18 protein-coding genes are annotated in these 22,873 nt (G+C 46.7%); 9 read left to right on the forward strand and 9 right to left on the reverse strand.

All coding sequences use genetic code 11. The annotated features are described in order from the left end of the window. Nucleotides 1–58 precede the first annotated feature (58 nt). Together MUG84_RS01645 and MUG84_RS01650 are read right to left on the reverse strand one after the other, a co-directional pair. Complete coding sequence (locus tag MUG84_RS01645; protein ID WP_244718503.1) at nt 59–940, reverse strand: carbohydrate ABC transporter permease; 882 nt, start codon at nt 938–940, stop codon at nt 59–61. 22 nt (nt 941–962) lie between these two features. Further along, nucleotides 963–1,895: an ABC transporter permease gene (locus tag MUG84_RS01650; protein WP_244718505.1), complete on the reverse strand. Its 933-nt coding sequence runs from the start codon at nt 1,893–1,895 to the stop codon at nt 963–965. Between the two features lie 233 nt (nt 1,896–2,128). Here MUG84_RS01650 and MUG84_RS01655 point away from each other — a divergent pair, with 233 nt between their 5' ends. From MUG84_RS01655 to MUG84_RS27580, 3 genes are all read left to right on the forward strand, one after another. After that, nucleotides 2,129–4,381, forward strand: a complete 2,253-nt coding sequence (locus MUG84_RS01655; protein ID WP_244718508.1) for an AraC family transcriptional regulator — start codon at nt 2,129–2,131, stop codon at nt 4,379–4,381. Between the two features lie 254 nt (nt 4,382–4,635). Continuing rightward, nucleotides 4,636–5,133, forward strand: a complete 498-nt coding sequence (locus tag MUG84_RS01660) for a hypothetical protein (RefSeq protein WP_244718511.1) — start codon at nt 4,636–4,638, stop codon at nt 5,131–5,133. Beyond that, entirely contained in the window at nt 5,112–5,210 is a 99-nt protein-coding gene (locus tag MUG84_RS27580; protein WP_425313139.1) for an AraC family transcriptional regulator, read from the forward strand. Before MUG84_RS01660 ends, MUG84_RS27580 begins: the two co-directional genes overlap by 22 nt. Nucleotides 5,211–5,288: 78 nt before the next feature. Here the strand turns inward: MUG84_RS27580 and MUG84_RS01665 are convergent, their stop codons facing one another. Beyond that, a complete protein-coding gene (locus MUG84_RS01665) occupies nt 5,289–6,815 on the reverse strand; it encodes a polysaccharide biosynthesis protein (protein WP_244718514.1) in 1,527 nt (508 codons plus the stop codon). Nucleotides 6,816–6,887: 72 nt separating this feature from the next. Next, entirely contained in the window at nt 6,888–7,997 is a 1,110-nt protein-coding gene (locus MUG84_RS01670) for an amidase domain-containing protein (RefSeq protein WP_244718534.1), read from the reverse strand. A 253-nt stretch (nt 7,998–8,250) separates the two neighbouring features. Here MUG84_RS01670 and rhaA point away from each other — a divergent pair, with 253 nt between their 5' ends. Then, entirely contained in the window at nt 8,251–9,528 is a 1,278-nt protein-coding gene (gene rhaA / locus MUG84_RS01675) for an L-rhamnose isomerase (protein ID WP_425313115.1), read from the forward strand. Nucleotides 9,529–9,734: 206 nt separating this feature from the next. On the opposite strand, the gene MUG84_RS01680 is transcribed toward rhaA, so the two are convergent. Further along, complete coding sequence (locus MUG84_RS01680) at nt 9,735–10,916, reverse strand: multidrug effflux MFS transporter (RefSeq protein WP_244718538.1); 1,182 nt, start codon at nt 10,914–10,916, stop codon at nt 9,735–9,737. A 508-nt stretch (nt 10,917–11,424) separates the two neighbouring features. Here MUG84_RS01680 and MUG84_RS01685 point away from each other — a divergent pair. From MUG84_RS01685 to MUG84_RS01695, 3 genes are read left to right on the forward strand one after another with little or no spacing between them, the layout of a single operon-like run. Beyond that, nucleotides 11,425–11,985, forward strand: coding sequence for an ECF-type riboflavin transporter substrate-binding protein (locus MUG84_RS01685; RefSeq protein WP_244718542.1), 561 nt, complete (start codon nt 11,425–11,427; stop codon nt 11,983–11,985). Nucleotides 11,986–12,024: 39 nt separating this feature from the next. Next, nucleotides 12,025–13,731: an ABC transporter ATP-binding protein gene (locus MUG84_RS01690; protein WP_244718545.1), complete on the forward strand. Its 1,707-nt coding sequence runs from the start codon at nt 12,025–12,027 to the stop codon at nt 13,729–13,731. After that, entirely contained in the window at nt 13,724–14,554 is an 831-nt protein-coding gene (locus MUG84_RS01695) for an energy-coupling factor transporter transmembrane component T family protein (RefSeq protein ID WP_244718549.1), read from the forward strand. The genes MUG84_RS01690 and MUG84_RS01695 overlap by 8 nt, the downstream gene beginning before the upstream one ends. Before the next feature lie 266 nt (nt 14,555–14,820). Here MUG84_RS01695 and MUG84_RS01700 read toward each other — a convergent pair whose 3' ends face one another. From MUG84_RS01700 to MUG84_RS01715, 4 genes are all read right to left on the reverse strand, one after another. Then, nucleotides 14,821–16,431, reverse strand: coding sequence for an extracellular solute-binding protein (locus tag MUG84_RS01700; RefSeq protein WP_244718552.1), 1,611 nt, complete (start codon nt 16,429–16,431; stop codon nt 14,821–14,823). Nucleotides 16,432–16,462: 31 nt separating this feature from the next. Further along, entirely contained in the window at nt 16,463–17,359 is an 897-nt protein-coding gene (locus MUG84_RS01705) for a carbohydrate ABC transporter permease (protein ID WP_244718556.1), read from the reverse strand. A 20-nt stretch (nt 17,360–17,379) separates the two neighbouring features. Next, nucleotides 17,380–18,297 (reverse strand): ABC transporter permease, encoded by a 918-nt coding sequence (locus MUG84_RS01710; RefSeq protein ID WP_244720882.1) that lies wholly within the window; start codon nt 18,295–18,297, stop codon nt 17,380–17,382. Between the two features lie 326 nt (nt 18,298–18,623). Beyond that, nucleotides 18,624–20,762: a helix-turn-helix domain-containing protein gene (locus tag MUG84_RS01715; RefSeq protein ID WP_244718559.1), complete on the reverse strand. Its 2,139-nt coding sequence runs from the start codon at nt 20,760–20,762 to the stop codon at nt 18,624–18,626. Nucleotides 20,763–20,977: 215 nt separating this feature from the next. Here MUG84_RS01715 and MUG84_RS01720 point away from each other — a divergent pair, with 215 nt between their 5' ends. Together MUG84_RS01720 and MUG84_RS01725 are read left to right on the forward strand one after the other, a co-directional pair. Beyond that, nucleotides 20,978–21,946, forward strand: coding sequence for a quinone oxidoreductase family protein (locus MUG84_RS01720; protein ID WP_244718562.1), 969 nt, complete (start codon nt 20,978–20,980; stop codon nt 21,944–21,946). 92 nt (nt 21,947–22,038) lie between these two features. Then, nucleotides 22,039–22,797, forward strand: coding sequence for a TrmB family transcriptional regulator (locus MUG84_RS01725; RefSeq protein WP_244718565.1), 759 nt, complete (start codon nt 22,039–22,041; stop codon nt 22,795–22,797). Nucleotides 22,798–22,873: the final 76 nt, after the last annotated feature.

Raw genomic sequence — 22,873 nt, forward strand, 5'->3', positions numbered from 1 at the left:
AATCCTCCCTTTGTCGTAAGTGTTTTATTCTTAAAATGAACTGAGGTCCATGTTTAAGCTATCCTTTGACTGCGCCTACCGTAAGTCCTTTGACAAAATATTTCTGAAAAAAAGGAAACACGACGAGCATCGGGCCGGCAGCGAGGATCGCCATCGCCATCCGGGCCGTTTCCGCAGGCACGACAGCGTTATTCATGCCAGGTGGCATCATGTTCGTTGAACGGGTAAGAAACTCAATGTTGTTGATCATGCGGTACAGCATATATTGCAGGGGAACGAGACTTTCTTTTTCAATATATAGCAGGCTGAGCCACCAATCGTTCCAGTACTGCAGCAAGGTGAATAATCCGACCGTAGCTAAGCCTGGTTTGGCGAGCGGCAAAATCATTTGGAAAAAGATACGGAATTCGCTCGCGCCGTCGATCATGCAAGATTCAATGATGCTGTGGGGAATTTTTTGCATGAACGTTCGCAGGATCAAGATGAACCAGGGGGTCGCGAGATAGGGCAGAATGAGCACCCAGATCGTATTTTTCAGGTGCAGGTAGTTGCTAATGAGCATATAAGTCGGTACGAGGCCGCCATTAAACATCATTGTAAAAAATACGTAGAAGCTTAGCTTGTTTTTGTACTTGTAGTCCTCCCGGGACAGTACATATGAAATGCCTGCAGTGATCAGCAAGGAAATGAGCGTACCTAAAATGCTGACAAGCAGCGATACCGACAAGGCGTTCAACAGCTGAATCGGTTTATATAGAATATAGGCGTAAGCGCGAAAATTAAAGTCTTGAGGCAGCAGGCTGTACCCGTTCTTCAGAATGGTTGTTTCGTCGCTTAACGATACGGAAATGATCGATAGGAGAGGGATAATACAGGCGATGGCGAATAAGATTAGCATGAGATGGATCAACAGTTTCGGCAGTTTTTTACGGAGCGTCATAGGTTCACCTCGATTTGCGAATTTAGAACAGTTTGTTCTCTTCGTTCACTCTTCTGACCAGATAGTTGCTAATAAGGACGACAACGAATCCCATCAGCGATTGGAATAAGCCGACCGCAGACGACATGCCGATATCACCTGACTGCCTGAGCATACGGTATACATACGTATCGATTACTTGAGTTACGGGGTACAATTGACCGACTTCCCTCGGAACGAAGAAGAACAGGCCGAAGTCCGAATAGAAAATTTTTCCGATCGATAGAAGCGTCATGATCGTAATCAACGGCATGAGCAACGGGATTGTAATATTTCGAATGATTTGGAATTTATTAGCGCCATCAATTGCAGCCGCTTCAAAGTATTCCTGCGATATACCGAGAATTCCGGCATAAAAAATGATGCTGGTGTACCCCAGTCCTTTCCAGATATTAATGAATATCAAGAGGAAGGGCCAAATCCACGTTTCAGTATAAAAATCAAAGGATTTAAGCCCGAGATGTTCCATCCAGCCCGTCACAGTGCCGTAAGGTCCAATAAATGAGAATGCCATGTACGCCACGATGATCCAAGAGAAGAAATAGGGGAAGAAGAACAAAGTTTGATACATTTTCAAAAATCTGCGGCTGATCACTTCATTTAAGAAGAGTGCAAATATAACCGACAGCATGGTGCCAAGAACTATAAAGACAAGGTTGTAGCCGAGAGTATTCCTAATGACCATCCATGCATCGCTCGAGGTGAAAAAGTAGCTGAAGTTGTCAAATCCGACCCAAGGACTGCCAAAAATGCCTTTCTCGTAATTGACGTTCTTAAAGGCGATAAATATACCCGCCATCGGGATGTACGAGAAGACGAATATCACCAAAATTGCCGGGAGCGCCAGTATTGTAAGCGTTAAACTTTTTTTGTACTGTTTGTTTTTTGATTGTTTCATCAGTGCTGTCTTAGTCACGATCACCTTCTCCTTTGCCGTTTCTATTTTGCTAATCGATTAGTCTATGGAATCATACTAGCAACCCTCCGCAAGAAAACAATTTCTAATCCCATTCTTCTGTCCTGTACGGAGTAAAATTCGAGTTCTTAATTTGGTTTCTTGTTCTGATTTTTGATATTTCATAATTGGAGCCGCTTGTTTTACCGAAAATTACCAATATGATAGACATATTTAGGGGAGGAGATAGGGGCATGTTTAAGCAGCTTGTTTTGAAAAATCCGTTTCAGCTCTTTTTGACGATTTCGCTACCGTTTCTGCTCAGCGTAGTGGTCTTGCTGTTCGTTCAGTCCTCTATTTTGAAACAGAATTTTGAAGACTTTGCGCTTCAGATGATCTACAACCAGCAGAAAACCGAACTGCAAAATACGAGCCGGAATGTTCAGTCGATGGCTGATTCGGTCAGATCGCTCGCCATCACCGCTTTTTTTGACGATAAGATCAAAGATTTGCTGTATTCGGATGTAGCGGCAGAAGATTATGTGAAATATCAGACGAAAATAGAATCCTACAAGAACATTTACCCGTTTCTCCAATCGATCTATATTTACAATGGTCAAACGATTTATTCGGTACCGAGCGAAAGTTTCGTTTATAATCGGGCAACCTTTGCAGACAAAGGCATATTTCAGATCCTAGACGATATCAAGAATAACCGGTCTCACAGTATCGTTTTGCGTAAAATTCCAAATGTGATGTCCGGAATCTCAACTGGAGCGCCTTCAGAGATCAACGTATACTCGTACTTGTTTTTTGACACTCAGCTGCAGAACGGAAAAGTAGACGAGGCTCTTATTCTGAACATATCCGAGGATTGGATCAAGCGGAGTATTAGTACATCCCATCAATTGAACGATAATCGTATGTTCATTCTCGACTCGAATGGCAGGATGATGTCTAGAGATCCGAACCATCCGCTGCTTAGCGATATGAACGGATCTGAATATACCCGAATCATCAATTCCTCGAAGGGAATGTCAGGCAGTATGCGCATGGATGCCGACGGAGTCGATTCGTTCATCACGTACACGGATACAGGTGTTTTTGGCTGGAAGCTGGTTAGCGTTACTCCTTATACCAAGATCGTCCAGGAAATCGAGTCCATGAAAAAGAAAACTTATCTGCTTATGCTGATTTTCCTCACCTTAAGCATGCTGATCATGTTCTATTTCTCGCGAAGGCTCTATGTGCCCGTCAAGCTCGTAATTCAGAACTATCGCAGCCTGGAGATGGAGAAGAAGGATGAGTTTTATAACCGCAAGCAGGAGTGTTTAAGGAAACTGGTACAGACCAACGATTTCGGCTCCGCCCATTTTCTTCACAGCGCTTTTCATAAATACCGGATTGCCATTGATCCTGCTGGTTCATTCCTGCTCTTGCTCCTTAAAATCGATCATTTCTCGGAGTTTTGCTCGAAATATCGCTCGAGAGATCGAGGTTTACTGAAGTTCGGTATGATGAACATCGTCTCGGAGCTTCTCTCCGGTGTTTATAATCATGAATGTATCGAAGTTGAAGATGATCAAATTCTCGTCTGGATTAACTTCAACGAAAGAGAAGAGCCGCCTGGGCAGGAACAACTATTTGCGCTCGTACAAGAAATCCAGCAGAAGGTGTCAAAATATTTGAGCCTATCTGTTTCCGTTACGATCAGCGAGCCTTTCGAAACAATCTCAAATTTGAATTTCCATTATTTAAAATTGCTTGATCTTTCGTATTACCGCATGATCTTGGGACATCAAGCAATCATCACGGAGAGCAGCATCAGCAACCGGAATGAAGATTTCAAATATCCTCAGGATAAGGAAAAGGAGCTGACGGACGCACTGATTCAAGGACGCTTCCAGGAAGCGGACCGGCTGCTCATGGGCATGATCGGCCATGCGTCCTCGTACAGCTATACGGTTCTCAACTCGGTGCTGATCCGATTGCTGCTGTCCATTCGATACGCGCTTGAATTGCTGGAAGCCAATCACTCGATCAAAGTAAACTTCAACTTTCATTCGTACCTGAACAAGCTGCAAACTATCGAGACTTTGGATAAGATCAAATCCGATTTTCACGAGCTGTTCGAGCATTTGGCACAAGAGCTGGAATCCAAAAAAGACCTCAAATATAAGAATTTGCTCGAGGACGTCAGCCGAATAATCCAGAGAGACTTCGCCAATCCGGCGTTGTCGCTTGATACGGTTGCGGGTGAAGTGGGCTTTTCCTCTTCATACTTGGGAAAACTATTCAAGAAGCACCTCCTCATCTCCGTGAACGACTATATCAATCAGGTTCGTCTAACACACGCAACTGAATTGATTGCGACGACCAACGAAACGATATTGGATGTCATGCAGCAGTCGGGCTTCTCCAGCCGAAGCCACTTCTTCACCTTGTTCAAGAAAGAGCATGGGCTGACGCCCGTCCAATACAGAAACCTTGTAAAAAAATCCGGATAAGTGGCCAGGTTGTAAACATAACAGGGTCTGGCAGCGGGATAGGTTCGGTAGTCGGAAATTAAAAGAAAAGTGTATTTTTTGGTGACCATAATAGCGTTTTTTTGTAGGAAAGTTTATTTTATTTAATTTTAGTATTTGTCAGCCTCTGTATAGTGAAAGTGTAGAGATGCTCTTTCAACTATAAAAGGAGGATGAATTGTACGTCATGATGATGAGAAGGAGAGGGCAAAAGACATAATGCACGTAAGGGAAATTTGTTTTTTCGCCCTCCCGGTATAAAAGTGCAAGGCTTTGCACCTTATTATTGCTACATGGTTGTTTTCGACATATCCTATAATCCAGCCAAAGAACAAATTTACCATGCCCCGTTATCTTTAAACAACGACGCCGAAACCGGAAATGCCGATAAGTATTGGAAAGAAATTTTTCCGATGTTTAAAGAGGCAATAGAGAATCCTGAGTGGGAAATGCTGTTTAAAAACATCTTCGAGGAGTGTGTTCTATCGGGGAAGGGCAATCAATTCACTTTGAAAACATTGCTAATGCAGCTGTTGCACAAACTTTATCAAACGAGAAATGATGAAGCCGTGTTAGCCGCTCGGCACCATTCTCTTCGGAGACATCTGAACGGAGTTCTTAAAGCAAAAGCCTACATTGATCATCATCCGGCATCATGCTTCAATTTAGAACAGTTGTCAGTGCTCGCTGGCTTAAGTAGCACATTTCCAGCATTCTTGGGTTCGATAACGTAACTTATTTTCACCGGCTTTTTAAAAGCATGGAGGGCGTTACTCCCCATCAATATCGGGAGCAAGCAAAGATGCATTGACATATAAAAATAAGAGGGAGAAAATGCTCTCCCCCTTTTTTACATAAAATTACGCCAAGGCTGGTGTGGCAGCGCCACCTATGGCAGCCTTAGTTTCCGCCAAAATCGAAGCACTAGATATAGGATTAAGCAAATGGTTAGAAAAAGTATTCTGCTGGTTGACCGGATGATGGCTGATTCCGCTCCGATGTAAAGTAAAAAAGATTCGAATGAAGGGTACAAAAAAACGATTGCAGCCAGAAAAATCAAACTGAGTAATAGTGGAAACAAAGGAAAGATGCCTATGCAGCGTTTCCGCAGAAACACAGCGTTCCAAAGAAGGGAAGAGAGTTCTAACCCCAGGATACTAATTGCTGCACCGGCATATCCAAAGTTCGGGATCGCCACCAGGAAGTATGCAGATGCTGCTGAACAAATTAAACCGAACAATAAGCCAATCAAGGGTATTCTCTTTTGATCTGCCGCCCATAACATCGTTGTCGTTAATTCGCGCATCCCCGTAATGAGGGGCACAAAAGACAAATATCGAATGGCATCGGCTGCCCTTGTGCTGCCAAAGATGAACATGGCTAACTCATCCGCATGAAAAAAAAGAAATCCGATTGAACCAATCCCCCAAAACCATCCAATTTCTAAAGATAAATTAGAACGCACAACAAAATCTCTTTTCTTTTGGTTTTCCCAATCAGCCGTTAATTTAGGGGCAATCGTAAACGATAGTGCAGCAGTAATAATGGTAGGCAAATATACGATCGTTGCCGCCATTCCGAAAATTTCGCCAAATATGGCGAAGGCTTCAGATTGACTAAGACCTGAAATTTGCAAGCGGTTCGGTATAATGATGGCATCGAGGAAATCGGATGCAGGGACCATTAAACGTGTTAATGTAATGGCAAGTGATGACTTGATGAACCAAAATAACCCGGGACCAAAAACTAACCAGCGAATGGATTTTTTTTCATGACGACCATATCTAATGGTAAATGAGGGCAATTTTTTGCTATTGTGCAGCATCCAAAGGAATCCTAACGCGACCAAGGCTCCCGTAAATGCGCCGAAAACGGCCCCTCCCACGGAAGTATGAATGCCATATTTCATCCACACGACAACGAGAAAAAGCATCGTGATGACGCGAACGATTTGTTCAATGAGCTGAGAAGCGGACTCAATTCCGTAATGTTCCAAGCCTTGCAGGAAACCGCGATACAACTGCAGCAGCGGCACGATTGCAAGGGCCGGCGCCATAAAACGGATGGGTATGGCCAGTTTGCCATCCCCCAGAAAAATCGCAATATAGGGTGCAAGCACATAACAAAGAAGGCCAATACTTGTCCCAAAAACAAAAAAGGGGATGCTCATATTTCTGAAAAATTGCCAGCCCCGCGTTTTGTCTTTGGCAGTCATCAGCGCCAAGGATGTTGGAAAACCGCCGGAAATGAGCGTAAGCGTAAAACCATAAATCGAATATACAATCTGATAGATGCCTGTTCCTTCGGATCCAAGTATTCGAAACAATGGAATACGAAAAGCGAGTCCTATGGCCTTCACAAGAAAAATAGCGATAGAACGTAGCGCGGTCTGTTTAATAAAGGAGGGAAGATTCATTTTTTCACCCCAAACACTCTTGTCCACATCATTATATGAATGAGACTGTAGGGGTAGACTTCATGATGACCTTCAATTGTTAATATGGATCAATATATATTTTGTGAATTTATCCCAACCTAAATCAAATGGTACGCGATAGCGATCTACGGTATGCGAGTTGACCAAAGGATAGCCGTTATCATCTTGTCCAACAACAATGGAAAAATGATCCGTATCCCCTTTAAGTTCGTAGCCGATTAAATCCCCAGGCTGAAGTTTTGCGATTGCGCCATGTTGATGTTTTCCGCCCGATCGAGTAATTTCTTCAAAGGTTCCTTTTGCCATCAGGCGACCATATCCGGAGTAAAGCAAGAAATGTTCAAAGGCATCCGTTTGTACCCATGCACGGATTCCGCTTCCCCGATGCCCCCATGCGCCCGACATAGGTAATCCTCCGCCTTCCTTCGCGTCGCCAAGAACTTGGGAGGCAAAATTGGTGCAGTCTCCTCCAAGGGACGTATAATCCTTATACTTCCGGTTATATCGATTGTTATTTCCGGCTCCCGAGGCTAATCCCGCATATTTATTTGCGTAAGCAACAGCACGTTCCCGGTTGTATCGTCCTTTTTTATTCGTTGCGTTATGATCGGGCGAAAGATATGGAAAGCCAGCAGGGGAGTTTGGTATTAAATCCGGGTTTTCTTCAAGTGGATCCAAATACCACTCCTTTTTTACCACCCATCCGTCGCCCGTCTTTTTTAACGTGAGGGCATGCCGGGTACCGATTCCAAATGATTGCGGGGGAAGGGACAACGATTTGTAGTTGTAAGAAATCTTGACGGATTGTACTAAAGAAATGCTGGCTTGATCCCCATTCCCTTTTAAACGGGCGATTCGAATATTCGGTTCAGCCTTTACAAGCCCAAGACCGCGTTTTTCGGTCCACGCGTTGATGTACTTTGCGCGTTTTAGTTCCATTTGATAAGCGTGGCGGCTTCCAGCCTCGGATAAAACATAATACTTCTGAATGGTTTTCGGCTGTTGATTAATAAGCAATTTATTGCGATCCGTAAATAATTGCCGCAAAAAAACCATTATTTCTTCCTTGTCTTGATCCTGGTTGGGGGAGAGTGCATAAGCATTTAATGGTGAAAAGACTATGATTAATGAAACACTAATCAGCAGAAACAATCGTAGCACAGCAGCAAATCCCCCTTGGTTATTATTAAAAACTTATTTAGGGGTCAGGTGAAAACGGTTTTTGATTCTCCCCATAAAACTTCACTTTGTTCTATTGAAATCTAACATTATACTTCCCACCTTTAACTGGAATATGCTTGAGAGCGAAAAATTGGAAGGTGCAGTCATCACTATGGATAAACGTGCATCAGAAAACATATTATCCCGATATGAAGCAAGTCAAGTTATAATCCACAGAGGCCGGGGAGGGTTCATGTTGTCGAACGAAATCGAAAAAGCCTATGAACTCGCAAGGGAGCAGTACGCCAAACACGGCATTGACACGGACCAGGTTCTTGAACAGCTTGATAAGATCAAAATTTCCGTTCACTGCTGGCAAGGAGACGATGTCCGTGGGTTTCTATTTCAGGATCAGGACCTCAGCGGCGGCATATCCGTGACAGGCAGCCATCCTGGAGCAGCCAGGACCGCTGGTGAATTGCGGCAGGATCTGGAGCAGGCCTTCAGCATGATTCCAGGCAGACATAAAGTGAATCTGCATGCCATCTACGCAGATACGGACGAAAAACCGGATCTGGATGAAATCATGCCGCATCACTATGAGCCCTGGGTGGAATGGGCCAAGGAGCAAGGCCTGGGGCTGGACTTCAATCCGACCTGTTTCTCTCATGAGAAATCAAAGGAGGGCTTTACTTTAAGCCACCCGGACGCCTCGATTCGGCAATTCTGGATCGACCACTGCAAAGCGTCCCGTAGAATCGGAGCTTACTTCGGGGAGCAGCTCGGGCAGACCTGCGTTACGAATATCTGGATACCTGACGGGTACAAGGATACGCCTGTGGACCGTATGGCTCCAAGAAAGCGACTTATGGAATCACTTAACGAAGTGTTTGCCGAGCCCATTGATCCTGCATTCAACGTGGACGCAGTTGAAAGCAAACTGTTTGGTCTAGGTTCGGAAGCGTATGTTGTCGGTTCACATGAATTTTACATGGGTTACGCAATTAAGAACCAGAAGCTCACATGTCTGGACTCCGGGCATTTTCACCCGACCGAGACCATCTCGGGCAAGCTGTCCTCACTTGCGCTGTTCACCAGTGGACTTCTTCTACATGTCAGCCGTCCCATGAGATGGGATAGCGACCATGTCGTTGTTATGGACGATGAGCTGCTTGAGATTGCACGGGAGCTGGTGCGGCACCGGTTGCTGGACGTCACACATATCGGGCTCGACTTTTTCGATGGGAGTATCAACCGGGTGGCCGCTTGGGTAATTGGAACGCGCAGCACGATTAAAGCGCTGCTTCGTGCGATGCTAGAACCCGTGGAAACGTTGAAACAAGCCGAGCTCGAAGGGGACTATACCACACGCCTTGCGCTAACCGAAGAGTTTAAAAGCTATCCCTTCGGTGCGGTATGGGACTACTACTGTCTGAAGACTGGCGTACCGGTACGGGAAACTTGGCTGGAGCAAGCAAAGGATTATGAGCAGAACGTGCTTTTGCCGCGTTGGAATTCATCGCTATCATGAGTGATCTGCGGCCGCCAAGACAACTTGGCTCCATCCTATTTTCGGATTAAAAACGGCAGCCTGGATCCTTGAATCAAATTCCAGACTGCCGCTTTTTATTAAACAATGGATTCCACATGGTGGATTCTCAAAAATATTAGGCCCCGTTACGATTCTCCTTTAAGGCTTAGGATAGCGTAATCACTCTTTTATTATAACCAGAAAGGTCATTCCTTCGTGATATACCCTTTACTAAGCAGCCACATTCCGGCGCTTAAAATCAAGAAATAGATTGGCATCGTCACGAGAGAACTGTTGTGGAGAGAGCTCATGCCCCATGTCGTTAAACTGACCAGCAGGTAATATCCCAAGCTGAATATCGCGCCTGCCGTTCCTGCCACATCATGGAACTGGACAAGAGCCAGACTTAAACAATTAGGCAAAGCGATGCCGGCGCCCATTAACAAGACAAACACGCTCATTAAAATACATCCAATGACTACCGGATCAGGCAGCGCTGTAAGGCTGCTCGCGACGGTTAATAGTAAAGCCCCGATGGTCATAACCAGACAGCCCATATGGATGATCTTTTCAGGTGCATAGATGTTTAACAATCTTTTTGATATCATGGCGCCTACAATAGAGGCCAAAGCCACAATAATACCCAGAAAACCATAGACTCCCGGCGACATATGGAAATGTTCAATAAAGATAAAGGGAGCTTCGGCGTAGTAACTGAATAATATCCCGTTGATGCCGCCGATCAGAAGTCCAAACACAAGCACCCGAGGTGATGAAAGCATCTTTTTCGCTATCGGCAGTATGAAGACCTTGTTTCTTCTGGAAACATCGGTTGTTTCGGGTAGCTTCAAAAAGGCATAGATGAACAGCAAGACGCTCATGATCACAAGTACCAGGAAAACGGCTCTAAAACCCAGAGCTTGGTCGACCCATCCGCCAATAAGCGGCCCTGCTGCGGGTGTAAAAGCAATGACAGCAGATATTTGGGCGAACATGGCATGCCGCTTATTTCCCGAAACACTTTCGCGAAGAATCGTCTGTGTAATGATCGACCCTGTCGCAGCTCCAAAGGCTTGTATGAAACGGCTGAAAAGAAGCCATTCGATAGAATCGGCGTAAAAGCACATCAAGCTTCCAATGCCGTAGACAATGAGGCCGCCAAGCATGGCAGGTCTTCGTCCAATAAAATCGGAAAGCCAGCCCCAACAGAAGACGCCAAAAGCAAAACCGATAAAATAGATGCTTAAAGTCAACTGTACGGAATTATTGGTGGTTTCAAGCGCAAAAGCAATATCCGGTAATGACGGTGTGTAGATCGTCTCGCTAATTTGCGGAAAAGCCACTAGAACAATCATTAACAGCAAAGAAGGTACTGTATTTTTTTTCATTTGTGTTCGCCCTCCTACAGGCTCATATTCTGGAATTAAAGAAATATAAGCCTAGCTAGGGAAATGGGGGCATCATGATCGCAATACGACTATAAATCATCATGTTCAAATCACCTTTATTTTTTTGTAGGAGGGCTTGCCAACTGACTGCTAATCAAAATAAATAGGCCTTTGTTGTCCGCCTAAGTTCGGATTTAAAAAAGAATACCATGTTCTACTAACTAACTCAAGATTCGGAAGCTTTGCTGATGAGAGGAATGGGTCTAAAAAGCAAACATTCCAATATTCACAATATATCCGATGAGTTCGATGGGATATTTGTGCTTTCACTAATGGCTTTTCGCGGCAGTTCACACTTTATAGAATAAATTCTTTGTACTGTTTTCCAAAAAAAGTTTTGCCTTTCATGTCCAACTACCCTTATATTAAAAGTACAATCTACGTTCAATGTTCGTCTTTGGAAGTTGAACAATGCTTGAATATTCAGTTTGGGAAAGGTGACTCTGCTTTGAAGAAATCCATTTTTCAGTTGAACACAAGAACAGTGGTGACGATCGGCATCGGTGCGGCCCTATATGGAGCCACCAGCTTTATTGGTATTCCCGTGGGACCCGATACCTCGCTGCGTCCGGCGATTGCACTGCTGGCGATTTTTGGCGCTCTGTTCGGCCCGGTTGTCGCGTTTATTGCTGGGCTCATCGGCCATGTGCTGAACGACCTGCTGACGAGCGGTACAGTATGGTGGGGCTGGGCGCTTGGCTCAGGCATCACCGCCGCATTTATGGGACTTATTTATTTATCCAAGGGATTTGACCCGCAAAACGGTTCGTATAAAGGAAAACACATCGGTTTGTTTATCGTATACGGGATCGTCGGCATCATTTTGTCGCTCTTGTTCTCCGGCTGGTTTGATATTGCCTTCATGGGAGAGCCGTCCGACAAATTGGTCGTACAGGTAACCGCCGCTTCGATTTCCAATATGATCGTATTTCTGGTGCTGGGCGTTCCGGCCGTCATCGGCTTCGCGAAAAGAAACGCCAAAGTCAGTAATTTGAGCGTCAACGAGTAGGTGCCTGCAGCACCGAAGAGATAGGAGTTTTTAATTGTTATGCAGCCAATCATCTCGTTTCAACAATATGGATTTAAATATAAAAATCAGTCGGAGCCCACGCTGAAGGAGATTACGCTGGATATCTATCCGGGGGAGAAGATCTGGATCGCGGGACCCAGCGGCTCCGGCAAATCGACATTGGCCCATTGTATCAATGGGCTTATTCCTTTTACATACGGGGGAGAAGCCACCGGAAGCCTGAAGATCGGCGGCCAGAACCCGTCCGATTTAAGCATTTTCAAGCTGAGCCGCACGGTTGGGACCATCCTGCAGGACCAGGATTCTCAGTTCGTGGGGCTTACCGTCGCTGAAGATACCGCCTTTGTCATGGAAAATAAAGCGATGCCCCGCCCTCAGATGAAGCAGGAGGTGGCGGCCGCGTTAGATATGGTTGACATGCTTGAATATATCGAGCAGAGCCCGTATGAGCTTTCGGGAGGCCAGAAGCAGAGTGTGTCCTTGGCTGGCATCCTGTCCACCGATGCGGAAGTGCTTCTTTTTGACGAGCCTTTAGCGAACCTGGATCCGGCCAGCGGGCGCAAGGCGATGCAGCTTATCGACGATATTCACCGCCAGAGCGGGAAGACGGTCATCATTATCGAGCACCGTGTCGAGGATGTTCTGCAGCAGGCTGTAGACCGGATCGTGCTGATGAATGAAGGACGGATTGCTGCGATTGGTACGCCGGATGAGATATTGTCTTCCGGTATATTGCGCAGCTACGGCTTGAGACCGCCGCTTTACGTGGATGCGCTCGAATATGCCGGACTGCCGGTTACCGGCGTGACCGGACTAAGTCATCCGCAGGCGCTGGACATTCCGGGATTAAAGTCAAAGCTTGATTCATGGAGCGAACAAGTGGGAGTGGAGCAGGAGCACAGGCAAGCGCAAGCCTTGCTTGAGGTCCGTGGCCTTACGTTCGGATATGATCCCAAGCAGCCGGTCATTCAGGATGTGTCCCTGCAGATCGGCGCGGGCGAGGTTGTCGCTCTGCTGGGCAACAACGGGGCCGGCAAATCGACGCTTTCGCAGCTGATCACAGGTATTCTGAAGCCTCAGTCAGGCGGATTATCGTATGACGGGCAGGATATCAGCTCCTGGTCCATCCGCCGCCGCGGCGAAGCCATCGGGTATGTCATGCAAAATCCGAACCGGATGATTACGCAGCATATGATTGCTGAAGAGGTTGGTCTCGGGCTGAAAGTTAGGGGAGTACCTGCGGCGGAGATGAAGGAGCGCGTCGAACAAGCGCTGCGGATTTGCGGGCTGTACCCGTACCGCAATTGGCCAGTTTCCGCACTCAGCTACGGGCAGAAGAAACGGCTCAGCATCTCCTCCATTCTGGTATTGGAGCCTAAACTAATCATTCTGGACGAGCCGACTGCAGGTCAGGATTACCATCATTACAAGGAATTCATGGATTTCATCGTTTCCTTGTCCGCTCGCGGCATGGGATTTCTCCTGATTACCCATGACATGTATTTGGCGCTGGAGTATGCTGCTCGGGCTATCGTACTCAGCGGAGGCCACGTCATTGCCGAGGATTCGGTCGCGGCTGTGCTGAGCAGTCCGGAAATTACGAAAGCCGCCCATCTGAAGGAAACCTCGCTGTCCTTGTTTGCCAAAGCGAACGGGCTGGCTTCGCCGGAACGGTTCGTGCAAGCTTTTATCAACGAAGAGAAAAAGGGGAAAGGCCATGAATAGAACGGGAAGCCTCTATGTAACGGGGAACTCGCTGTTTCACCGGCTGGACGGAGCTGTCAAGCTGGTACTCTTCATGGCCTGGACGGTCATGACATACATGTTTTTGGATCTGCGCGTGTTCGTGCCGATGCTGATCGTGGGCATCGCGCTGCTCGTCACCGCAGGGATTCCTTTTAAGCGGATGGCCTTTTTGTTCTGGCTGATGATTATTTTCACCGTGCTGAACGGGATCTTTATCTTGCTAATTACGCCGACATTCGGAACCAGACTTACCGGAACAGATACACCGGTCATTCCGCTAGGCTATAATACGATCAATGCGGAAACGTTATTTTACGTCTTAACGCTGTCAGCCAAATATCTGACGCTGCTGCCGATCACGATCCTGTGTATCTTCACCACGCAGCCCAGCGAGTTTGCATGCAGCTTGAACCGCATCGGCATTCCTTACAAGATTGCATATGCGGTCAGCATTGCACTGCGGTATATCCCGGACCTGACGGAAGAGTTCCGCAGCACCTTGAATTCGATGCAAGCCCGCGGCATGGGTATCTCCAAGGAGGACGGCAGCATCATGCAGCGTCTACGTAACCTGGCGGCCGTCGTCGTGCCTGTTCTGCAATCGGCCCTGCACCGGATCGATTCAGTCACGAATGCGATGGAGCTGCGTGGCTTCGGCACGCAGAAGCGCCGGACCTGGTACAGCGGCAAGGACATGAAGTCTTTGGACTGGACTATTGCTGTCCTTGGGGTCGTGTTGCTTGGGGCGGGGATCTGGCTGAAGGTTAACGTGCTTCGAAATTTTTGGTATCCTTTTTCATAAAAGACAGTCACCATTTGAGTGAAAAGAAGCTGAGGCCAAAATAAACTGTACCCTATCGAGAGACTTTTTTTAAAGTGTCTACTCAATAGGGTACAGTTTAAACCGGCAGCCATTTCTTTTTCTCTATGCATGTTCAATTACTTATTAATGATCTGTCTACCCGCTATATGCAAGTGATCCACCATGAGTCAATCAGTATCTAAAAAGAGAGGTGATGTCATTCTCTTTTTTGGACCATCTTCATGATATTCAACCCCTTTTTTATATTAGTTCGCTCCAGCCCAACGGTCATAGGCAGTCTGATACACTTCGAGCAGCTTGTCTACACGCATATCCTCAATCGTTTTCAGGAAGGTATCCCATTTCTCCAGTGGCGTTTCGCCTGTCACAAATTTGGCTTCCATACTCTCCACATAGGTATTCAGGTCGGTTTCTATGCCCTGGATCTGCTGCCGCTCTTCCGGAAGTAAATAGATATAGGGGAACACGGGCTCGCCATAAGGTGCCAGCTTCTCGTCTACTTCTTTAATCCGGAATTGATGCATGGTATCTTTCCAGTTGGCTTCCACTTCATTGGTGGTGAACATCGGGATCGCTACACCGACAGCGGGTGTAATGCTGCCGCCGCGATATTCTTCAAGATTCATGCCCTCAGGCGGCTTCCTGTATTTACGCAGCTTCTTCTCCGAGTCGGCCCATTCCCACAGATTCCCTTCTTTTCCGTAGTGGACCAATATTTCTCCTTCTGGACTGTACAAGTAATCGACCCATCTTATCAATACTTCCGGATCTTTACTTTTGTTCGTAATAGCGAACGTTCCCCGTGTCATGCCAGGCCCCTCGGGAACGATCGGTTTACGATCAGCAGAACTGGTAAGGGCGGGCAGAACCGGATGAATGATGGAACTCTCGGCATCTCCGCCCAAGGTAAGGTATGGGAGTGCATCCCTGAATACACCGATCTGTCCCGCATTGCCCTTGGCAGTTTTCTGCTCTAGCGTCTGAGAGAACGTACCCGGATCAAGCAGCTTCTCTTTCCATAGTTTGTTCATAAACGTCACGTACTCTTTATATTCAGGCTGAACGGCTCCATAGATGACCTTGCCATCCTTTACGATATGCGCTCTTCCAACAATGCCAAAGGCGGGTAAAAGGAAGCCGCGAACGTCACCTAGATTAATCGAGGTTAGCGGGATTTCGTCCGGCTTGCCGTTGCCGTTAGGGTCCTTCTCCTTAAACGCGGTCAACAGTTCATAAAACTCATCCGTCGTATGGGGGAGCTCCGTTATACCCAGCTTCTTCAGCCAATTACCGTTGATCCACGTAGTTGACAGTTTGTCGATGGATGACAAGTTAATGGATGGCAGCGCGTAAATATGACCGTCCGGCGCGGTGATCGATTTTTTAATTTCCGGATGCTCAGCGAACATCTTTTCAATATTCGGTGCATATTTCTCGATCAGTCCTTCCAGCGGGATAAGAACGCCTTGTTTACCATACGTTACCTCATCGTCCGCGGTTAACTGGCCACCGAAGAAAACGTCTGGAAGTTCGCCGCTAGCGAAGGCCAGATTCTTCTTCTCACCATAATTCGCCGTCGGTGGCGTATTGAATTCAAACTGAATGTTGGTCTTCTGCTCCATTTCCTTAAAGAACTCTAAATTTTTCCATTCACCGACAAGCGGGTGACGGGCTCCCATCATCGATACCTTTATCGGTTCTTTAACAATAGGAAATCCTGCTTCATTGAAATTGCCGCTCGGTTCCCGGTTTTCTTGCGCATCCTCAGGTTTATTACCTCCGCCATTCGAGCAAGCGCTAAGCAGCATCGACCCAACAATCGTACAAGACAGACAGAAGGTTAGCCATTTTTTCATCTATTCCAATCCCCTTTTTGACCGAATATTGTTATTCCTTAATGGAACCGACCAGAGCACCCTTCAGAAAGAATCGCTGCAAGAAAGGGTAAGCAATAAGCAGCGGGAGAGAGGACACGACGATAACACCATATTTCAGGATGGATGCGATGCGGGCTTGCGCCGCCAAGGCTTCTCCCTGAATCGCACTGCTTGATAAATTCTCGGAACGCATCTCCTGGGTGACGAGAATTTTGCGAAGCACCAATTGCAGCGGATACATACTGTCATCGTTTAAATAAATCAGCGCGTTGAAATACTGATTCCACAATCCAACCCCATGAAAGAGCGACATGACCGCAATAATGGGTAAGGAAAGGGGCAGAGCGACACGAAGAAAAATATAGAAGTAAGACGCTCCATCCACTTTAGCCGCTTCAACGAGTGGATCAGGTACATTTTGCTGAAAAAAAGTTTTTGCCACCAGGATATCCCACGCTCCCACCACACCGGGAATGACCATTGACCATATCGTGTTAAGCATGCCTAATTGTTTCACCAGCAAATAAGTTGGAATCAGGCCTCCGCCAATCATCATGGTCAAGAGAAAATACCACATGATCAGCTTTTTACCCATTAATTCTTTTCTCGAGAGCGCGTAGGCACATGGCAGCAGTACGACCAGATGGAGCAATGTTCCGAGGACCGTGTACACAATGCTGTTTAAATACCCCATCCATATTTCGTTGTTGTGCAGAATGCGTTGGTAGCCCTCGAATGTAATACCTCGCGGCCATATCCACACCTGCCCCATATTCACAAGATTAGGATCGCTAATGGATGCGGACACGACGAACAAGAGGGGAAAAAGAATCATCCCGATGACAATCAGCAGCAGCCCGTTGTTGATAAAATCAAATACCCGGTCAGTAGATAAACTCCGATACATGATGTTAGTGTTTCCCTCCCTTACCATAGGCTGTTGCCTGTTGTTCTTCTGGCCACTAGATTGGTCAGAACCAGTAAGACGACATTAATAAGCGAATCGAACAGCCCAACTGCCGCCGAGAAACTGTACTCCGATTGCAGCAGACCGCTGCGGTACACGAACGTCTGAATGACGTCGGACGATGACATATTCAAGGCGTTCTGGAGCAGCAATACCTTCTCGAAGCCAATGGACATGAAGCTCCCCATCGTCAAAATAAACAAAATGATAACAGTCGGCATAATGGCAGGAATGTTGATGTGCCATATACGGCGTATTCGTGATGCACCATCAACAGACGCAGCATCGTGTAGATCAGGATTCACTCCCGCGAGGGCGGCCAGATAAATGATCGCTCCCCATCCAAGGCCTTGCCATTGACCCGACCATACGAAGATGTGCTTAAACCATTGCGGAATGATCAGGAAAGGGATCGCGTTGCCTCCAAAAACTTTGATGATGCTGTTGATCAGTCCAGTCTCGGGGTCAAGAAAGGCAATAACCATGCCTGCCATAACAACCGTTGAAATAAAATGGGGGGCATAAGTAATCGTCTGCGCCCATTTCTTGAACGTTGCATTCTTCACCTCATTAAATGAAAGCGCTAATAGAATTGGCAAAGGAAACAACAGCAACCCATACACATTGAGGACGAGCGTATTTCGAATGAGATCCTTGAAATAGTAGGAGTTAAAGAATCGCTGAAAGTGATCCAGGCCGATCCATGGGCTTCCCCAGATCCCCTTGGTGGCCATGTAATCCTTGAACGCAATCTGTACTCCATAAAGCGGAATATAATGCAGGATGAAAAAATAGAGCAGCGCGGGAAGAAGCAGTACGTATAGCTGCCATGTTCTTCTAAAGTTTCTAAGAACCGTAGCGATCGCTGATTGCGACACCCGGTCAGTGCCTTGACCGGCTTGATCCAAGGCTTCTACCGTATTCAAATGTATCTCCTCCCCTAAAATGATGATGTGCATATCCATAAACACCGGCGTTTGGATGCGCTTTTATTGTATGTCCGATCCAAAATTGTCGTAAATATGCCATTTCTCAAATGACAATGCACAACATCGAATACTTGACGCCTAAAGACGTATACGCGGTAAAGGATATGTGATTTTTGACCTTGAAAATGTGCGATTTGCCAAATGACAATGGCTTGCAGAATCAAAAAGGAGCACATTCGGTATGGAAAGTGCTCCTTCTTTATTCAATGGATGAATTATTCTGTTCTTCGTTTGCGGTATTCGCCTGGAGTCAATCCCTCCGCCTTCTTGAATTTGCGGATGAAATTAGGCGTATCAAAGTAACCCACCTCCTGAACGAGGGTTCTTATCGGCTTGTCGGTATGCTCAAGCTCCCTCTTGACCGCATTCAACCGGAGCTCCCACAAATACTGCATAAAGGTAATTCCCGTTTTCTCCTTGATAAATCGGCTAAGATAAGATTCAGACAATGTAAAGTGGGCAGCAGTTCCCTCAAGACTGCAATCGCTCTCTCTGAAATGCTCCTGAATATAAAGAACAATCTGCTCACTCAGCAGCAGGCGCTCCATCTCCTTATTTTGGGTTGCCTGTTGGCAGATTTTTTCATTAAATTGGTACAACAGAGCTTCCAAGTCCTCCATTGAGGAAAAATTGACTATTTTCTCTTCCAGTTCAACATTCGCATATTCCACACTTGTCGCCGCCCGGAAGAAGATATTAATGACATCAAAGCAATAGCATCGAAGCAAATCAATTGGCACGCGCAGCGTTTTGAGTTGATGCAGCATCATACCGAGCGTTTCCGCCGCCGCCTGTTTATTGCCCTTTCTTAAACTTTGCGTAAGCTTGAGGTGAAGATCGCTCTGATACCAACCACTCGTTTCTTTCCGGTCTCTTGCCTGCTTGAAATAAACGACCGCATCGGTTCCGCTATCGCTGGCAAGCTTATAATCCGTTGCCGCCGAGGCCTCAATGTACGAACTATATACGCGTGTGATATCGTCGTATATCCCGCCAACCCCCATCGTCATGCCCCTGTCCGAGTCCGCCTTCTGCTGCCCCAAGCTTCGGACCGTATTTTCTATGGATGTCGCATCTTCAGTCTGGCAATTCATCAAGACAGCGACCGCATGGTCATGAATAAGCTCCACACCAAAGCCAACCGCATTCTGCAGATCCCAGCCTTCCAGTTTCTTCAGCAGTGCGCTCCTCGCATGTGCTTCATGTGAGAACATATCATCACAGGAAATATAGACCACAAAAAAATAAGGGAATGGAAAAACAATGCCGGACATCGCACAAACCTCGCGAATATTGTCCGGATCCTCCCAACTTCCACCCAGTAGCTTCAACAAACACTGATCTCGAACATAAGGTTTCTGTATAGACATCCGTTCCTGCATCCGATTAACCGGTCGATATTGGCGTACTGCAAAGAGGAGAGCCAGGGTCAATCCAGTAAGGATTAACCACCCAGCGATAAGCAGCAAGAGCATTGGAAGATGAAACGCTTTCTTGAAGAATTGCGCGGTCGGCATGGCCGTCACGAACGTCCAACCGGTTTCCCTCGAGTGGACCTTGACCACGGAATATTTCGTATGATGAATGGTTGCTTGCGAGACACCTGTTGCCGACAGATCGACGGATGCCAAGTCTTTGAATTGGAGCTCCCCGCCGTTGCTCTGGGATAATATGATATCGTTATTGTCGTTTGTAATATAAACATTGCCTTTGAAGTCGCCGAGTGTACTCTGAATCATGCTCTGAAACACATCGTCTTTGACAAAATAGATGACTGTTCCATGTTTGTTCGTCTCTTGCAGTGGAATGGGACATAAAAACAGCATCGTGCCCGGTCTCTTGTTTCCTGTCGATTCGAAGTAGTCCGCAGGCAGTACAGTAGCCGTCTTGAGCCCTTTGATGAGATTGAGGAAACGTTCCTTTTGTACGTCATTCGCCCCCAGTACCCGCTTCAGTAGCGTGTCGACAGAGTAGTAGCCCCGGTCCGAATACATATTTTGCGAATCTCGATAGTAGAGCAGAATTTCATCGATAATGGCCGTTGAAGATTTGTAAATACCTAATTTCCCGATTGCCTCCCGGCTGCTGTAGGGATGACTGACCCTATAGGGCGTCAGATCCGAGTCATACGTGATTCGGGCAGCAATCTGGTTCATTTCCTTGATCCGATTGTTGGTCAACTCACTGGCCTGAAGCAATTTGTTCATATTGGTCTGTTCGACTTCATTATTCCATGTTTCGTCCGTTTGATGGTAAATAAACAAGATCATGACGCTAAACGGGACGAAGAAAATGATCAGATAAGATAAAACATAGCGTTGAAACACTTTGGACTTTATAAATGAATTAAGCATAGTATCCACCTCAAACAGAAATATAGCGCTTACATTCCGAGATATGGAACACCCTTGAAACGTACAGTAGGATACTTTTTCTGTTTGTTTATTAAAATATCCTTCTTGCGATTGGAGAAATGTAGTATTCGCCTCTTTACCCCTAGCCTTATATTCGTTAATCTCCGTTATGGGTACAATAAGCGGGCATGAATAGAAGGATGGGAGGTAGCCCTTTGAAAGCACTGGTGTTTGATCATTTTGGCGGACCAGAAGTACTCGAATACAGAGACATTCCGGATCCTGAAGTTTCTGCCGGTCATGTGATTGTGAGGATGAAGGTGATTGGTCTGAACTTCGCCGACATTTACCGTAGAAAAGGCAATTATCACTTAAAGGGAACGCCTCCCTATATTCTTGGCTATGAGGGGGCAGGCGTCATAGAGCAGGTGGGACCAGGTGTAAGCGGGCTGAGTACAGGAGACCGTATCGCTTTTGCCGATGTGCCGTTTGCCAATGCGGAGCTGGTGTCGGTTCCGGTTGACAAAGTAATCCCGCTACCTGGTGATATATCGTTCGAACAAGCTTCTGCCGTGCTGCTGCAGGGGCTTACTGCTCATTATCTCGTTCACGACAGTTACCCGGTACAGTCAGGGGAAGAGGTGCTCGTACACGCAGCGGCAGGCGGCGTAGGTCAGCTGCTGACCCAATTGTGCAAGGCTAAAGGCGCTCGTGTATTCGGACTTACCTCAAGTGAGGCCAAGAAAAAAGTGGCGCTTGAAGCGGGAGCGGACGAAGTGATGCTGTACAATGAAAAGTGGACGAAGGCTGTACTTGCAAGGTCGACAGACGGAGGGGGAGTTCACGTAGCTTATGATTCCGTAGGCTCAACACTGATGGACAGCTTTGCCGTCGTTCGGACCAGAGGGGCGGTTGTCTTTTACGGCATGTCAGGTGGAGATCCGCAGCCGGTTGATCCCAGAATGCTGATGGATACTTCGAAGACGCTAACTGGAGGGGACCTATGGAATCATGTCACTACGTGGGAAGACCGAGTCCGCCGTGCCGAAGCGCTGTTCGAAGAGATTCGTGCAGGTCGTATAAGATTGGGTGAGCCGCCCCGATTTGGTTTGTATGAAGGTGCGGAAGCCCACCGATTTTTGGAAAGCCGTAAGAGTACAGGCAAAATTTTATTGATTCCCTAATGAAATAGGCGTTTGGGACGAGCTGAAGATTACTCAAAAACCCGATTTATGATATATTAATACCAAGTTCGACAGATCGGGGTTGGAAAGTTTTGTTGCATAAATTCGGGTTTTCCCAATATGAAAGTAAAGTGTATGAAACGCTGGCAGCGACGATGCAGCCGATGGATGCGACGATGATCGTCAAGCATTCCGGTGTGCCGAAAGCGAAAATCTACGAGGTCATTTCCCGGATGGTAGAGAAGGGGATGGTGCTCGAGTCGATTTCGGAAAAGAAAAAGCTGTACACGGCTTTAGCACTCCCGCTGGTCATCGAAAAGCTGACCTCCGAGTTTCAGTCCGACATCAAGGAGCTGGAGCAGCAAAAACTGCAAAAGGAGATTGTGGATGACCGGGTATGGAGCCTGAAGGCTGATACATCGATACAATCGCAGATCAAGCAAATGATGCTTGAGGCAGTCTCGTCGATCCGTTACTCGTCCTGGAAGGATGATTTTCTAAATTTTTTGCCGATTCTCGAGGAGAAGGAGCGCGGGGGCATCTCTGTTGAAGCGTTGTCAGTGGGGGACATCCCAAGCGAATTACAGCATTTGGTCATCCTGGAGCCAAACAAGGAGCATGTGTCACTTGAACGTTTCAGGCTGCTCATTGTGGATGATGCGGAAGTTATTTTCGCGGGTGTGGAGGATGACGCCTGGCAGGCCATCAAGACAAGATCGCAGCCGTTTGTGCGCTTCTTTACGGATTATTTCCATCATGATGTGCTCCTGAGCAAAATTACAACCAAATACAACGACGTCTTAATGAAGGATACCGAAATCATGGCCCAGCTGTTGCAGCTGCGGTATTAAAAGTCTATGGATTCGGTCCGGTAGCGGATAGAGCAGATGCTCTATCCGTTTTTTTTATCTTTCAGAATTTATCACT

Source organism: Paenibacillus mangrovi (genome assembly GCF_022898935.1).
Taxonomy (GTDB): domain Bacteria; phylum Bacillota; class Bacilli; order Paenibacillales; family Paenibacillaceae; genus Paenibacillus_AQ; species Paenibacillus_AQ mangrovi.

Coding starts and splice junctions, on each gene's coding strand:
- MUG84_RS01645 (WP_244718503.1), bottom strand. CDS start 940: ATGACGCTCCGTAAAAAACTGCCGAAACTGTTGATCCATCTCATGCTA.
- MUG84_RS01655 (WP_244718508.1), top strand. CDS start 2,129: ATGTTTAAGCAGCTTGTTTTGAAAAATCCGTTTCAGCTCTTTTTGACG.
- MUG84_RS01665 (WP_244718514.1), bottom strand. CDS start 6,815: ATGAATCTTCCCTCCTTTATTAAACAGACCGCGCTACGTTCTATCGCT.
- rhaA (WP_425313115.1), top strand. CDS start 8,251: ATGTTGTCGAACGAAATCGAAAAAGCCTATGAACTCGCAAGGGAGCAG.
- MUG84_RS01680 (WP_244718538.1), bottom strand. CDS start 10,916: ATGAAAAAAAATACAGTACCTTCTTTGCTGTTAATGATTGTTCTAGTG.
- MUG84_RS01690 (WP_244718545.1), top strand. CDS start 12,025: ATGCAGCCAATCATCTCGTTTCAACAATATGGATTTAAATATAAAAAT.
- MUG84_RS01695 (WP_244718549.1), top strand. CDS start 13,724: ATGAATAGAACGGGAAGCCTCTATGTAACGGGGAACTCGCTGTTTCAC.
- MUG84_RS01700 (WP_244718552.1), bottom strand. CDS start 16,431: ATGAAAAAATGGCTAACCTTCTGTCTGTCTTGTACGATTGTTGGGTCG.
- MUG84_RS01705 (WP_244718556.1), bottom strand. CDS start 17,359: ATGTATCGGAGTTTATCTACTGACCGGGTATTTGATTTTATCAACAAC.
- MUG84_RS01715 (WP_244718559.1), bottom strand. CDS start 20,762: ATGCTTAATTCATTTATAAAGTCCAAAGTGTTTCAACGCTATGTTTTA.